Here is a 14,746-nt window from a genome sequence, read left to right as displayed (position 1 = left end):
CTCCATCTTCCCGTTCGAACTATCAGCATTTCAGTCACTCGTAGTTTAGCCTATAATGCTATAAAATTTCAACCTAAAGATCATTTGGTTATGATGCACAAAAACCCAGCAACTACTTTGTGCACGTGAACATTTGAGCTATTCAAATCAATTATATAATGAAGATGGACTTAAGAAAAGCCGTCGGGGCTTTGCAATCTTCACGATGTGCTTGCTGAGACTGCAGAAACTAATGGTTAATATTTGAACTTGAGGCACTGCGACGGCAAATGTTATGATTAGTACAAACAGTGTCTGTACAAACCGTGACTGCTTACAGCCTCTTTCCGGCCGGAATAAGTCCATCACCGAGTCACGCTCAGAGATATTTCGTAATTTCAGAAGGAGGTTAAGGTGTATGGTAAATCTTTTCAAAAAAATTACTGAGAAACAAATAAGCCGCAGAACATTCCTGGCTGCCACTGCAGCCGGAACGGCCAGCCTGGCCCTTGCCGGCTGCGGCACTGCCCTCGCTCCGGTGGGAGCGGAATATGACGCGGCCGCAATCAACGGGGAAGGTGAATGGATACCTGCCGCCTGTTGGTTTAACTGCGGCTATAAATGTTATAACGCCGCCCTTGTCGTGGACAATGTGGTGGTCCGCCAGAAAACCGATGATACCGAACCGGACAGCTTCAGCAAGCCCCAGCTGAGAGGCTGCCTGCGCGGACGGGCCCAGCAGCAGCAGGCCTTTGGCGCGGATCGTTTAAAATACCCGATGAAACGCAAACATTGGGAACCCCTCACCGGCGGCGACAAATCGTTGCGCGGCAAAGACGAATGGGTACGGATTTCCTGGGATGAAGCCCTGGATTATGTAGCTGCCGAGTTAAAACACGTCAAAGAGAAATATGGGAACAGCTCCATCCTGATGCCTACCTGGGGCAGCAATATGTGTGATTTTTATAATACAATCAGTGCCTTTGGCGGTTATGCCGACGTGGATGATACTTCATCCGTAGGCACCTACAAATATGGCGGTGGCATGGTGGGGATTCACAATGGTGGTTATGGTGATGCCAATGACCGTTTGGATCTGTTAAACTGCGACACAATTGTTCTGTATGGCTGCAACCCTGCCTGGGCTTCAGCTGGATTGCCCAGCCACAACTTAATCCATGCCAAAGAAGCCGGCGCCAAGTTCATTTATGTCGGGCCAAGTTATAACGAAAGCGCTAACCTCACGGATGCTAAATGGATACGCGTCCGCCCCGGTACAGATACGGCGTTCCTGCTTTCGGTAGCCTATGTCATGATCACAGAAGACGACCCCCTCACCAATCCTTTGCTTGATTGGGATTTTCTCAATCGCTGCACGGTGGGCTTTGACGCTAATCATATGCCGGCTGATGCCAAACTTGACGAAAACTTCAAAGACTATGTACTGGGCAAATACGACAATCATCCCAAAACCCCTGAATGGGCTTCGGAAATCAGCGGCACACCGGTGGAAGATATTATTTGGTTTGCCCAAGAAATGCATAAGGACAAGAAGGTCTCCATTTTGCACGCCAGTGCGCCGGCCCGCTGCAATAACGCCGATGATTTCCCTCAACTATTGATGACCATCGCCGCAATGGGGGGGCATTACGGTAAACCTGGTCACTCCTGTGGCTCTGGTCAATACTACTGCTCCACTAACGGCGGCCCTAACCTGATCCGGATGGGAGCTTCCGGCGCTCCAGTCATTCCCAATTCCTGCAAAGAAGTGATTACCGCTCCCGAGTTATGGGATGCCGTACTGAACGGAAAATACAACCGAACCGGGACTACGTGGGAAGATTTCTCAAGTCTATGGGATCCTACCTATATGGGAGAGCGGGATATTGATATCCGTGTCATCATCCATTCCTGGCGCAACACCCTGCAGACAACCCAAGGTGTCGGCAAAGGGATCGAGGCCCATCGCAAGGTAGACTTTGTTTTCAGCTGTGCTTATTCCTTAAACATCAGCGCCCAATACTCGGATATCGTACTCCCCATTGTTACTCAGTGGGAAAAACAGAGCACCTACACTTACCTTACGTCGTATAACCGGGACATGCAGTTCTTCCCATCAAGAGTCATGGAACCTCTTTTCGAGGCTAAAAGCGATCAATGGATTGCCGTAGAGCTTGGCAAGCGCTTAGGCATTGATGTGAATCAAGCCTATCCCCTGTCGGAAGAGCAGCAGTACTTCAATTGCATTGCCGGTACTACGGTGATTAACAAAGAAGGCACTGACTATGAAACCTTAGTAACCATTACTGCCGAGGATCTCGCCTGGTGGGAGCAAAAATATGGCAAAGTGGATGGGAAGCCACAGCAAGGCCACATCGGTCTGCGCGAGCTGATGGAGAAGGGCATCTACAAGGTTGAACGTCACGAGGGCGATAACTATGGAGCTATCACCTATGAAGCCTTTGTCAAAGATCCGGAGAAAAACCCCCTTACTACCAATAGCGGCAAGTTTGAAATCTATTGCCAAACCAAGGCCGACATCATCAACCGTATGGGACGCAGCACCCTCAAACCCTATCCCTCTTATGTACAGCCCCTCAACGGTTATGAACAGAGCTTTAAAGATTGGGATAAAAAGATCAAAGGCGATTATCCTTATCAAGTCACCAATCCTCACTATTTAAGGCGCGCCCATACCGGTTTTGACTACCTGCCCTGGCTCAGGGAAGCCATGCCCAATCCGGTATTTATCAGTGCCGTGGATGCAGAGGAAAAAGGCATCAAAGACGGCGATACCGTACTGCTCACCAATCCCCATGGCAAAGTCCTGCGTCAGGCCAGCGTCAGCCAGCGGCTGATGCCCGGCTATATCGAGCTGCCCCACGGTACCTGGCTGGAGCTGGATGAGAAAACTGGTATTGACAAATCCGGCTCTGATAATTATCTCTGCCATCCTCAAACCAGCGGCCAAGGTGTTTCCGGCTACAATACTACCCTAGCCAACCTGGAAAAATATGAGGGTGAGCCCCTTACCCCTGACCACTTATGGCCCATGAGAGTCGTTATACTTTAAACGAAGGAGGAGAAACTACAATGGCCTTAGGATTTTATTTTGATGTCAATAAATGCATCGGCTGCCGCACCTGCCAGGTAGCCTGCAAAGATAGAAACCGCCTGGATGTGGGCATTATTTTCCGCAAAGTCAAAAGCTATGAAACAGGCTCTTTTCCCGATGCCAGAGTCTACCACTACTCCGGCGCCTGCAACCATTGCGCCGAAGCCAAATGTGTTCAAGGCTGCCCCACCGGGGCCCTGCATTTCGCTGATGACGGCACTGTACAGCACGATCGCAAAAAATGCGTCGGCTGCAAGTACTGCACCTGGAATTGCCCCTATAGTGTCCCCCAATTCATTGAAGAAGCCGGCGTCATCGGCAAATGCGACAGCTGCAAAGACCTCCGCGATACCGGTACCAATCCGGTTTGCGTCGATGCCTGCCTGATGCGCTGCCTGGAGTTCGGTGATCTGGACCAATTGGCGGCCAAACATAAGGCTGACCTGGTCAAAGATTTGCCTACCCTACCCTCCTCCCAGGTTACCAATCCCTCCTTATTGATCAACCCCAGGAAATTCTCCCTGGACCCCAAGTATAAAGAAGTGGAGGTGTAACCATGGAAGAGTTCGCCTTAATTATCTTTACCATTTGTGTGCAAGCGGCGGCTGGGTTAATGGTCTTTACGGCTGTTGCCAAACAACTGAACAAAACCGCTCTCTTTAAAACCGCTGTAACCATTTCCGCCGGGTTAGCCATTGTGGGCTTTCTCGCTTCCTTCCTCCATCTGGGCCATCCCTTGGCTGCGGTCAATGCCCTCACCCGCTTCGCCACCTCCTGGCTGAGCCGGGAGATTTGGCTGAACAGCGCCTTTACCGGCTTGACCGTCCTCGCCGCTTTGCTCATTTACTTGAAACCTGAGGCGAAAAAAGCCATCGATGCTTTAATTATTCTGGCTGCCGCCATCGGTCTGGTTGACGTCTTGGCCATGGCTTCGGTCTACACCTCCTCCAGCGTTGCCGCCTGGAAGTCCGGTTCAATTGTTGTGGAGTTCTATGCCGCCGCCATTTCCATGGGCGCGCTGCTGTTCCTCGCCTTGAGCATGAAGGAAGATACCGGCAAGATGAAAACCATCGTGGCCATAGCCGTAGCCGCAGCCTTCGTAATCCAAGCCATCGCCATGATTCCCTATTACAATAGTTTCGGAGCCAGCACCAATCATGCTCTGCAACAGAGCTATGCTATTCTCAGCGGCATGATGCCGGCCATGGTTCTGAAATGGGCCGCCATCCTGGTGGGGGCCGTGCTGCTCTTCCTCCCTGTCAAGGAAAAGAGCAAAGATGCCTCCTTCATCCTGGGGGCCGCTGCTCTGGTTGTAGTAGGCCAGCTCATTGGACGCTACCTCTTCTTTGCCATCAAAATTATCTCCTAGTCGAGACTTCTGCTTTCTGCTTCAAGTTCCTTTTCCCGCTTTTTAGGGGCGGGAAGAGGAACTTGCTGCTATAAGTTCTATATTTCATAATTTCTATAGTTCATAGAAGGGGTGAAACTATGGTTCAGAATGTTAAACTGGTGATCTTCTCCATAGGCCTTCAGGCGGCTATTGGCATCATGATTGCCATAATGGCTGCCAGAAAAACAAACGGCAGAACTGAAAACAAATATGCCTCCATCGCCTCTGCCTTATTGGGCGTGATCGGCTTTCTGGCTTTTGTTTTTTACTTGGGCCGACCGGCGTCTATTTTTAATGCCATCTCCCAATTCAGCCATTCCTGGCTGTCCCGGGCACTGGTCTTTTCCCTTTTATTCATTGGTCTTGCCATCATCCATGCCGTCGTGCAATATGTCAATCCCTCCGTCAAGCGTTTTGGCTGGGCGGCCAGTGCCGTAGGGGTGATTGATGTGGTTTTTATGGCCAATGTCTATATGAGCACCAGCCGCCCCGGCTGGCAAAGCATATCTCCTCTTATCGATTTTGCGACGGCGACAGCTATTCTGGGCCTTGCCCTCTTCTTGGCCATTCAATTCAGCGGGATAGGGATAAAAACCAAAAAACTATACAGCCTGATCGCCCTGGCCGGTGCCATCATTCTGGGGGCAGAAACATTTCTTAATTATAGCGGTCTCGGCGGGCAAACCCCAGGGCTGCTCCTCGAGGTTCACCTTCTCCTGCTCCTGGCCGGCGCTGCTTTATTGCTATTCGCCTCCTTGAAGCCAGCCAAGGAACAGGCGGGTTCCGGAAAAGCCGGCATGGCCTATCTGGGTGCCTTGGCTTTGAGCGGCGGAATCATGGTGAGCAGGTATTTGTTCTATGCCGTCCCTATGACCGCTAAGGGACTTTAAAGGACTGCCGGAATGAAGCAGACACATTTCTCCCCCCGGTCGCTCGCCCTTATCACCGCTTTTGTTCTGATCTTGGCCGCTCTGATCTTTCAGCAATCGGCAAACAAGCAGGAGACCTTTACTTCCCTGCAGCGGCTGGAACCTGCCGTCTCCAGATACGAGCCCATAGCCGGCGGATATCCGATCTACAGCTTATGGGATACGGACGACCATTTTCTTGGATATGCCGTGGAAGCCGATGCCTCCGGATATGGCGGGCCCCTCAGTGTCTTCGTCTCTCTCGGAAAAGATGGCATTCTTAAAAATGTGATCATCACCGAAAATTGTGAAACTCCCGCTTATCTGAGCAGAGTCCTGAGGGAAGGTTATTTGCACCAATTTACCGGCAAAGAAGCCCGTGATCCCTTTGAGCTGGGCCACGACCTTGACGGGATAAGCGGGGCCACCTATACTGTTAATGGAATCGCCCTGGCCGTCCGTAAGGGAGCCTGGCAGGCCGGCAAAAACGAATTAGGCCTTCAAGTCCCTGCCGGGAGCCAACTTGCTTTGGGGTGGCCGGAGTTGGGGCTGATTCTATTATATGGCCTGGTCTTCATCGCCGTATCCCGCCGCGGCCAAAAATTACGCCCTTGGCTCTTAGCGGGCTCCGTTCTTTTCCTGGGCTTTTTCCTCAACGCTTCCCTGAGTCTGGCTAACCTGACCAGTCTGCTCAGCGGCAATTGGCCCTCTCCCCTGGAACGCCCTTTCTGGTATATCCTGACTTTGGGCATTCCTATCCTCACTTTACTCTGGGGAAGAAATTTTTACTGCTCCTGGCTTTGCCCCTTCGGGGGGCTTCAGGAAGGACTTTACAAATTCCTGGGGTTCATAAAGTTCAATCCTGCGCCGCCTGTGCTTGCCCTGGCTCATAAAATCCGCTGGGGAGTCGTCTGGGCTGCCGTGATGGCGGCGCTTATTTTTAACAATCCCAGTATCGCCAATTATGAACCTTTTGCGGTAAGTTTTGGCGGTCAGGGCAATCTCGGCCACTGGCTTACTTTATGCCTGGTCCTGCTGACCGGGATTCTCTTCTATCGTGTTTGGTGCCGGTTGGCCTGTCCGGTGGGGGCTGTGCTTAATTTTCTTGCTTCAGTAAAGAGAAAGTTCAAGCGGTTCTTCCACCCCCATAGCTCCGCAGACCAGCACGCAGACCCCACTTTTGAACCCCCTTCAGCCCACACGAAAGCAGGCTGTTCTGAATGCACCGCCGGTCAAGACCCCATACGCTGGGCCGGTTTACCCGGCAAAGAAAAAGCATTCTTTGTCATGTTGCTGGTGTACGGCCTTTTGATTGCCATAACATTGTCTCTGAATATCCCTCAACTTTGGAAACTATGAGGAAGGTGAGCAAGCATGGCCTTAGGGTTTTATTTCGATATGAATAAATGCCTCGGCTGCCGGACTTGCCAGGTAGCCTGCAAGGATAGAAACCGCCTGGATGTGGGCATTAGCTTCCGTGACGTCCGCAGTTATGAAGTAGGCGTTTATCCCCATGCCAGGCTGTATCATTATTCCAGTGCCTGCCATCACTGTTCCCATGCCAAATGTGTCAAGGGGTGCCCCGCCAATGCGTTGTACTACGCCGATGACGGTACGGTTCAGCATGACAAAAATAAATGCATCGGCTGTAAGTACTGTACCTGGAACTGTCCCTATGGCGTTCCCCAGTTCATTGAAGAAACCGGCATCATCGGCAAATGCGACAGCTGCAAGGGCTTGCGTGACAAGAGCGTCAATCCGGTCTGTGTGGATTCCTGCCCGATGCGGTGCCTTGAATTTGGTGATTTAGATGAACTTGAAGCCAAACACGGTACGGATATTGTTCAGGATTTGCCCATTCTTCCTTCCTCAACCCTTACCAACCCATCCTTATTAATTAAACCAAGGAAATATGCTTTAGATCCCAATTATACCGAAAAAAAAGTCTAATTCAGGAATGAAATCCTAATCTCAAAAAACTTAAAGGCGGTGTCTGCTATGACTTCACAAGAAGACGGAATTGCCATCATTCTGGCCACCCGGCATTATCTCTATCAGTTGCTGCAACGTATTTTTGGCAATGAACCTAACCAGGAACTGCTGGATATCCTCACCAACGAATACACCCTGGAAGCCTTGGAGTTAATGCTCGACGAGGATAACAGTCACTTACAAGCCTGCCTGAGTTTACTCTCAGAATTAAGGCCGGCTCTGTCCACCGAGGCTGACAGCATCCTGGATAAGCTGACCAGCGAATATACCTATCTGATGATCGGCCCCCATAAGCTGCCCGCTCCCCCCTGGGAATCCGTCTATGTGACCAAAGAACGGGCTTTGTTCCAGGAAAGCACCTTAAAAGTGCGGCGCACCTACCTCAACTATCAATTCCTGCCAGCCAATTATCCTCATGAAGCCGATGATCATCTGGGCTTTGAGTTGGATTTTATGGCTCATCTGGCAAAACTGGCCTTGGAAAACTTTGATAAGCAGGCTATGGATGAGGTCAAACAACTGCTGGACGATCAAAAAGCCTTTTTGGGGGAGCATTTACTGGTTTGGATCGGGGATTTCGCCAAGGATATGCAAACCTCCAAAACTCATCATTTTTATCCCCAAATGGCTATTTTAACCCAACAGTTCCTGCAAACAGATCGTTTAGTTCTTGATGAAGTTTTGGCTTTATTATAAGATGAGTGTCTTCCCTAGACACAATTTAACAGGGACGCTTTCACTTATGTGATGCGTCCCTTTGCTTTCCCCATCATAATTCCTCATCCATCTTGTGCAATCGCTTGATTTTCAGTGCGGCCATAATATCAAAGCGGGTATTGTGATCGTTCAACGAACGCCCCAGAATAGTTTCGATCTTATTGAGGCGGTAACGGAGTGTATTGCGATGCAAAAAGAGAGCCTCCGCTGTTTTCGTCACTTCAAATTGATTCTCAGCAAAGCTTTCTAAAACGCTGATCAGTGAAAGCTCTTCATCATCTTGCTTGTGCAGTTCGCCAAGAACATGAGCATAATACTCCTTTAAATCCTCAAGATCATGCTTGTAGAAGATCCGCTCCACCCCTATGTCACTGAAGAAAGGAACGGCTATCCCCATCACTGTTCCCAGCTCAAGGGATACCTTAGCCTCTTGATAGCTCCGAAAAAGATTGGTAGCTTTAACATAGGTCTGACCCACGCCACAGATTACCCGATTCTTAAGTTCTGTAGCTGTTAATTGAGCTAAGAGGATGTCCATCAAGGCAAGAATTTCTTTCTTTTGGGCAGGCTGCTTCCACTCCTCAGAGGGCAAAAGCACAATGAGTTCGTTATGCCTTATCAGTGTAGGTAACTTCTTATAATACCTATCAATGAGAGCTTTCTCCGTAAAGTGGTTCAGAATATCCATCAAGTGTTTATCCGGGGAATGAATATCTAATTCAGGAATTGTCAGGATTATAGCGGTATGAGGTAGAGTGAAATTCCAACCCCAGGTGGCTCCGGATGCAACAATTTCTTCTTCTGTTTTAAGGTTCCCATACAGAAGATCGTATAAAAAGGATTCTTGATGTTTTTGTTGCTCCTTGAGCAACTCAACCCGGCTTTGGAGATGGACTGCACATAAGGATGCAGCTGCCTTGATAATGAGTTTATGGGCTTCCATTATCGCATTGCTATCGGCATCGTCGACAAAGATAAAAATATAACCAATAACACGCCCCGCAGGTGCAATCGCTCGTCCCCAAGCATTGGAATGAAAAGTGCCGGCAGACAATTTGCAAAAAAATGATGTTTCATTATCAATCCTGGCACTCACTATATCCGTGTGAAAAGAATCAAGATCAGGGCAACTAAGGGATGAGGAAATCAAATTATATCCGGATGTAGAAATAAGAATGGGAAGCCTTAATATCTTAGCCAGAGCATCTGTCAAAGCTTGCAAACCTTGTCCGGAAGCTATGAGCAGTTCTTCCATATAGTTAAGAATACTAACGTCTCCAGCCTTCTCCTCCATAATTCAGCTCCTTCTTCCTTTTAGCAAGTGCAATATAATATCCTATACGCCATAATCAATTCATGGATTATTATGTCTAAAGAATCGTAACGATAGTTTTTGTCACGGTGCTGTATTTTACCGGTGTCAATTCGTACACACAAACATATTAAACTATTCACAATAGCTATACAATGATTATAGGTTCGGGATCAGCTTTTAGCAAGCTTAATCTATCGTATCGGAATGCGTAATTATAGGCGTAATTATGCTTCTTGAAATCCCGTTCCGGCTTCAGCATTACAGACTTAAAAGGAGGTAGAAGGATTAATGTCAGATATTCTTAAAAAAATTACGGACAAAAAAATAAGCCGCCGAAATTTCCTGAAGGCCACCGCGGCCGGAACCGCCGGCCTGGCCCTTGCCGGCTGCGGCACTGCGCTGGCTCCGGTGGGAGCGGAACTTGATGCTGCCGCAGTGAACGGAGAAGGTGAATGGATACCTGCCGCCTGCTGGCATAACTGCGGCTACAAATGTTATAACTCCGCCCTTGTGGTGGACAATGTGGTGGTCCGCCAGAAAACCGATGATACCGAACCGGACAGCTTCAACAAGCCACAACTCAGAGGCTGCCTGCGCGGGCGAGCCCAGCAGCAGCAGGTTTTCGGCGCGGATCGGATCAAATATCCCATGAAACGCAAGCACTGGGAACCCCTGACCGGCGGTGACAAATCGTTGCGCGGCAAAGATGAATGGGTGCGGATTTCCTGGGATGAAGCCCTGGATTATGTGGCTGCCGAGTTAAAGAACGCCAAAGAAAAGTATGGCAACCGTTCCATCCTGATGCCTAACTTTGCCGATGCCCTTTGTGATTTCAATAATTCAATTAATGCCTTTGGCGGTTATACCAATGTGCAGGATACAGGTTCCCTGGGCACCTACCTCTTCGTTTCCGGTGTCCTGGGTATTATCCCTTATGGTAATGATGATGCTAATGATCGCTTGGATCTATTAAAAAGCGAAACCATTGTTCTTTATGGTTGCAATCCCGCCTGGGCTGCTGCAGGATTGCCCAGTCACAACTTAATGCATGCCAAAGAAGCCGGCGCCAAGTTTATTTATGTCGGTCCCAGCTATAATGAAACGGCTAATTTGGTAGAAGCCAAATGGATTCGCGTCCGGCCCGGCACAGATATAGCTTTTCTGCTGGCAGTAGCCTATGTGATGATTACGGAAGACGACCCCCTAAGCAATCCCCTGATCGATTGGGACTTTCTCAATCGCTGCACTGTAGGCTTTGATGCCGGGCATATACCGGCTGATGCCACGATCAAGGAAAACTTTAAGGATTATGTGCTTGGCAACTATGATAACCAACCCAAAACCCCTGAATGGGCTTCGGAAATTTGCGGCACGCCTGTGGAAGATATCCTTTGGTATGCCAAGGAAATGCACAAAGATAAGAAAGTTTCCATTTTACACAGCAGCGCACCGGCCCGCTGCAATAATGCCGATGATTTTCCGCAAATCCTAATGACCATAGCGGCTATGGGCGGTCATTTCGGCAAACCCGGTCACTCCTGCGGCTCGTGCCAATACTATTTCGCTACCAACAGCGGGCCTAAATTAGTCCAATTAGGGGCTTCCGGCGCTCCAATCCTTCCCAATCCTTGCCCAGACTCAATTATGGCTCCTGAGCTATGGGACAATGTATTGAATGGAAAATACAATTACACCGCACCAGCCCTATGGGGAGATCTTGCCAGTATGGGAGAGAAGGATATTGATATCCATGTCATCATTCATTCCTACAGAAACACTCTGCAGACAAACCAAGGTGTCGCCAAAGGGATTGAAGCCCACCGGAAAGTAGATTTCGTGGTAAGTTGTGCTTATTCTTTAAACGCCAGTGCCCAATACGCCGATATCGTACTCCCCATTACCACTCAGTGGGAAAGACACAGTTCTTATCTTTATCTGGAGATATATTATAACCGAGAGGTTCAATTCTTCCCTTCCAAAGTCATCGAACCTCTTTACGAAGCGAAAAGCGATCTATGGATTGGCAGGGAGCTTGGCAAGCGCTTAGGCATTAATGTGAATCAAGTCTATCCCCTGTCTGAAGAGCAGCGGTATTTCAATGCGATTGCCGGTGCTACGGTGATTAACAAGGAAGGTACAGGCTATGAAACCTTAGTCACCATCACTGAAGCGGATCTCGCCTGGTGGAAACAAAAGCATGGCAAAGTCGATGGAAAACTGCAGCAAGGCCGCATCGGTCTCAAAGAGTTGATGGAAAAAGGGATCTATAAAGTCGAACGCCATGAAGGCGATAACTATGGCCATATCACTTACCAATCCTTTGTCGAAGACCCGGATAAGAATCCCGTTGGCTCCAAAAGCGGCAAGTTTGAAATCTACTGCCAAACCAAAGCCGACAGCATTAATGCCATGGGCCGCAGCACCCTCAAACCTTATCCGACTTATATCCAGCCCCTTAATGGTTACGAACAGAGTTTTAAGGATTGGGACAAAAAAATCAAAGGCGATTATCCTTACCAAGTAACCACCCCCCATTATTTAAGGCGTTCGCATACAATTTTGGACAATTTACCCTGGCTGCGGGAAGCTATGCGCAATCCGGTATTCATCAGTGCCGTGGACGCAGCGGAAAAAGGCATAAAGAACGGCGATGCCGTACTTCTCACCAATCCCTATGGCAAGGTATTGCGTCAAGCCAGTGTCAGCCAGCGGCTGATGCCCGGCTATATTGAGATGCCTCACGGCACCTGGCTGGAGTTGGATGAGAAAACCGGCATTGATAAGTCCGGCTCTGATAATTATCTTTCCGCCCCTATTACTACCGGTTGTGGTGTTTCCGGTTACAATACCCAATTGGTCAATATGGAGAAGTATGATGGAAAGCCCCTTACACCGGACTATCTATGGCCCCAAAGAATTATTAATATCTGATAAGGAGGCGAATTTGAATGGCCTTAGGATTTTATTTTGATGTCACTAAATGCATCGGCTGCCGCACCTGTCAAGTAGCCTGCAAAGATAGAAACCGCTTGGATGTAGGCATTTTATTCCGCCAAGTCAAAAGCTATGAAACCGGGGTGTATCCCGACGCCAGGGTGTATCATTACTCCGGCGCCTGTAACCATTGTAAAGAAGCCAAATGTGTTAAAGGCTGCCCCACCGGAGCTCTTCACTTCGCTGATGATGGGACCGTGCAGCATAATAAAAACAAATGTATCGGCTGCAAATACTGTACCTGGAACTGCCCTTATGGTGTTCCCCAATTCATTGAAGAGACCGGGGTCATCAGCAAATGCGATAGCTGCAAAGATCTGCGGGATGCAGGCCAAAACCCTATGTGCGTAAATGCCTGCCTCATGCGCTGCCTGGAATTCGGCGATCTGAATGAACTGGCTGCTAAACATGGAACAAACCTCGTTAAAGAGTTACCAGTATTGCCTTCTGCCAATGTGACAAAACCCTCTATCCTGATCAATCCTAAAGAGTGCTCTTTAGATACCAACTATGTAGAGTTGGAGGTATAATCAATGGAAGAGTTAGCATTAATTCTGTTCACCATCAGTGTTCAAGCCGCCATCGGGATTATGGTTTTTGCCGCTATTGCCAAGCAATTGCATAAAGACGGTCTCTTTAAAACCGCCGTCTTGACCTCGGCAGTCCTAGCCATAGCCGGCCTTCTTGCCTCCTTCCTGCACTTGGGTCACCCCTTGTCGGCCATCAACGCCCTTACGAGATTCGCAACCTCCTGGCTGAGCCGTGAAATTTGGTTTACCAGCTTGTTTACCGGTCTAACCGTCCTGGCCGCTTTGTTCATTTATTTTAAGCCTGCAGCCAAAAGTGCTGTCAATCTTTTAGTTATACTAGCCGCTGTTATTGGTTTAATCGATGTTTATGCCATGGCTTCCGTCTATGCCTCCACCAGTATTGAAGCTTGGCAGCATGCTGCAACCTTTATCGAATTTTATGCTGCCGCCCTATCCATGGGGTCCCTGATTTTCTTCGCTTTGAGCGCTAAAGAAGCGCCTAACCTGCAAAAAGTTATGTCCATTGCCGTTGCCGCAGCGATTGTGGTCCAGGCTGTCGGCAGTTTCACCGCTCCGCAAACCATGGGCGCAGCCATGATTATTAAATGGGCTGCTATCCTGGTGGGTGCCGGTTTACTCTTCCTCTCCGGCAAAAAGAAAGAACTTGGAGTTTCCATCGTCTTAGGTTCTACTGCTTTAGTGCTCCTCGGACAAATTGTCGGCCGCTATATCTTCTTTACTTTATAATCATTGCCAAAGCTAAAAGACTACATCTCTCTCCTCACCCCTCCTTACAGATCACTGTGGGGAGGGGTGAATTATTGAACTTCTTAAATTCCATCCTCCTTGCCAACCATTGTTATCTTGATGACAATTAAATAGAGAACCAAGGTAAATCTCCCCTGGTTCCCTGACATTTATTAACCTTAACTTAATCCAACAGTATTCACAACCATAATTGCATAAAAGAGATATCGGCCTAATATCTGGCCTACAACCACTAAGGCTGCTGCAAGATAGACTGCCGTATCAACAGCACCTTCAGTAGTTGCCGCTGCTTGAACGGCATCTTGACCGGCAGATACCTTCGTCCCTCCTTTACCCACGGGGAAGAACAGCAATCCTGCTCCAAAGAGAATCAACATCCATTTCATGGCCATGATTCCGCTCATGCTGTTCAAGAGAGCAAGGCTTTGCCCGGCTGCCCCATTCCCGCTGGTTCCCAGCTGGATATAGTAGAGCACCATAGCCGCTACCTGCACGATTACCACAGCGCCCACTGCCAGAGAGGCAGGTTTTTTCACTTTAACAGCTTCCTGTCCGCTTAACGCGAGAAACATGACGGCTCCCATGGAGATGGCGGCCGCATAGAACTCAATCGTTAGGGAACCGTGCTGCCAGGCCGGCACCGAGGCAAAGCCATAGATCGAAGCCATCATATAAACATCAACTAAACCCACCACTGCGACAAGGGGTGCCAAAGCATTGACCGCACCTTTGGCCGAAGGTCTGGCAATCACCAATAAGGCTATTAAAAGGGTTATCCCAGTAAAGGCACCGGTGAACCAGATTTCCCGGCTCAGCCAGGAGGTGCTGAAGTGGAGAAGGGAGTTCAGTGCGGCAAGGGGTTTACCCAAGTGCAGCAGAGAGGCGAGAAACCCGACAATAGCCAGGCCGGCGGCTGTGACTATCGCCGTTTTAAATTGTCCTTCCTTGTTGAAGGATTTGCCCAGAGCCACGAAGATCATAATGCCGATAGCGGCCTGGATGCAGATCGAAAAGAGGATCAAGGATAAGTTTTCCACT

Annotated in this window: 12 protein-coding genes; 10 read left to right on the top strand and 2 right to left on the bottom strand. The window is 49.0% G+C overall.

Annotation, left to right across the window (positions count from 1 at the left end; translation table 11 throughout):
* The first annotated feature begins 397 nt into the window (after window positions 1-397).
* From DESPCE1_RS0109345 to DESPCE1_RS0109315, 7 genes are all read left to right on the top strand, one after another.
* Window positions 398-3,052 carry a molybdopterin-dependent oxidoreductase gene (locus tag DESPCE1_RS0109345; protein ID WP_019850301.1) on the top strand — a complete coding sequence of 885 codons (2,655 nt, stop codon included), beginning with the start codon at window positions 398-400 and terminating at the stop codon, window positions 3,050-3,052.
* A gap of 20 nt (window positions 3,053-3,072) precedes the next feature.
* Window positions 3,073-3,648: a 4Fe-4S dicluster domain-containing protein gene (locus tag DESPCE1_RS0109340; RefSeq protein WP_019850300.1), complete on the top strand. Its 576-nt coding sequence runs from the start codon at window positions 3,073-3,075 to the stop codon at window positions 3,646-3,648.
* Between the two features lie 2 nt (window positions 3,649-3,650).
* Window positions 3,651-4,463 carry a DmsC/YnfH family molybdoenzyme membrane anchor subunit gene (locus DESPCE1_RS0109335; protein ID WP_019850299.1) on the top strand — a complete coding sequence of 271 codons (813 nt, stop codon included), beginning with the start codon at window positions 3,651-3,653 and terminating at the stop codon, window positions 4,461-4,463.
* Window positions 4,464-4,582: 119 nt separating this feature from the next.
* The gene (locus DESPCE1_RS0109330; protein WP_019850298.1) at window positions 4,583-5,374 is read left to right on the top strand and encodes a DmsC/YnfH family molybdoenzyme membrane anchor subunit; all 792 of its coding nucleotides are present in this window, start codon (window positions 4,583-4,585) and stop codon (window positions 5,372-5,374) included.
* Window positions 5,375-5,386: 12 nt separating this feature from the next.
* Window positions 5,387-6,751, top strand: a complete 1,365-nt coding sequence (locus DESPCE1_RS0109325) for a 4Fe-4S binding protein (protein WP_019850297.1) — start codon at window positions 5,387-5,389, stop codon at window positions 6,749-6,751.
* 15 nt (window positions 6,752-6,766) lie between these two features.
* Window positions 6,767-7,342 (top strand): 4Fe-4S dicluster domain-containing protein, encoded by a 576-nt coding sequence (locus DESPCE1_RS0109320; RefSeq protein ID WP_014793757.1) that lies wholly within the window; start codon window positions 6,767-6,769, stop codon window positions 7,340-7,342.
* A 48-nt stretch (window positions 7,343-7,390) separates the two neighbouring features.
* Complete coding sequence (locus DESPCE1_RS0109315; protein WP_014793756.1) at window positions 7,391-8,080, top strand: molecular chaperone; 690 nt, start codon at window positions 7,391-7,393, stop codon at window positions 8,078-8,080.
* Between the two features lie 73 nt (window positions 8,081-8,153).
* Here the strand turns inward: DESPCE1_RS0109315 and DESPCE1_RS0109310 are convergent, their stop codons facing one another.
* Window positions 8,154-9,395 carry a CdaR family transcriptional regulator gene (locus DESPCE1_RS0109310; protein WP_014793755.1) on the bottom strand — a complete coding sequence of 414 codons (1,242 nt, stop codon included), beginning with the start codon at window positions 9,393-9,395 and terminating at the stop codon, window positions 8,154-8,156.
* 309 nt (window positions 9,396-9,704) lie between these two features.
* On the opposite strand from DESPCE1_RS0109310, the gene DESPCE1_RS0109305 reads away from it, so the two are divergent.
* Genes DESPCE1_RS0109305 through DESPCE1_RS0109295 form a run of 3 tightly spaced genes read left to right on the top strand, consistent with a single transcriptional unit; the run spans window position 9,705 to window position 13,687 of the window.
* Entirely contained in the window at window positions 9,705-12,347 is a 2,643-nt protein-coding gene (locus tag DESPCE1_RS0109305) for a molybdopterin-dependent oxidoreductase (protein WP_019850296.1), read from the top strand.
* Window positions 12,348-12,364: 17 nt separating this feature from the next.
* The gene (locus tag DESPCE1_RS0109300) at window positions 12,365-12,940 is read left to right on the top strand and encodes a 4Fe-4S dicluster domain-containing protein (protein ID WP_014793753.1); all 576 of its coding nucleotides are present in this window, start codon (window positions 12,365-12,367) and stop codon (window positions 12,938-12,940) included.
* 3 nt (window positions 12,941-12,943) lie between these two features.
* Entirely contained in the window at window positions 12,944-13,687 is a 744-nt protein-coding gene (locus DESPCE1_RS0109295) for a DmsC/YnfH family molybdoenzyme membrane anchor subunit (RefSeq protein ID WP_019850295.1), read from the top strand.
* Window positions 13,688-13,866: 179 nt separating this feature from the next.
* On the opposite strand, the gene DESPCE1_RS0109290 is transcribed toward DESPCE1_RS0109295, so the two are convergent.
* Complete coding sequence (locus tag DESPCE1_RS0109290; protein ID WP_014793751.1) at window positions 13,867-14,745, bottom strand: DmsC/YnfH family molybdoenzyme membrane anchor subunit; 879 nt, start codon at window positions 14,743-14,745, stop codon at window positions 13,867-13,869.
* Window position 14,746 lies beyond the last annotated feature (1 nt).

The sequence above is a fragment of the Desulfitobacterium sp. PCE1 genome (genome assembly GCF_000384015.1).
Lineage (GTDB): Bacteria > Bacillota > Desulfitobacteriia > Desulfitobacteriales > Desulfitobacteriaceae > Desulfitobacterium > Desulfitobacterium dehalogenans.
This window is presented reverse-complemented; position numbering and strand designations above follow the sequence as displayed.